This window comes from Psychromonas arctica (assembly GCF_038155225.1).
Classification (GTDB): domain Bacteria; phylum Pseudomonadota; class Gammaproteobacteria; order Enterobacterales; family Psychromonadaceae; genus Psychromonas; species Psychromonas arctica_B.
In genome coordinates, this window is record NZ_JBAKBA010000473.1 from 1 (window position 1) to 207 (window position 207).

Genomic DNA, 207 nt, shown 5'->3' on the forward strand with positions numbered 1-207 from the left:
AACGCGACGAGCGTTATCACGAGAAAGTTTATTCAAGTGACGTTTAACAGCTGCTGCTTTAGCACGTATGCGAACTGTAGTAGGTTTTTCGAAGAATTCACGTTTACGTGATTCTGCTAAGATACCTGCTTTTTCACAAGAACGTTAAAAACGACGTAGTGCTAGGTCAAATGGTTCGATTTCACGAAGTTTAATTACTGGCATATG

General features: G+C 40.1%; 1 pseudogene. It reads right to left on the reverse strand.

Annotated elements, in window-relative coordinates:
* Nucleotides 1-204 (reverse strand): annotated as a pseudogene (gene rpsU / locus V6255_RS19125) (30S ribosomal protein S21); the annotation flags it as partial.
* Nucleotides 205-207: the final 3 nt, after the last annotated feature.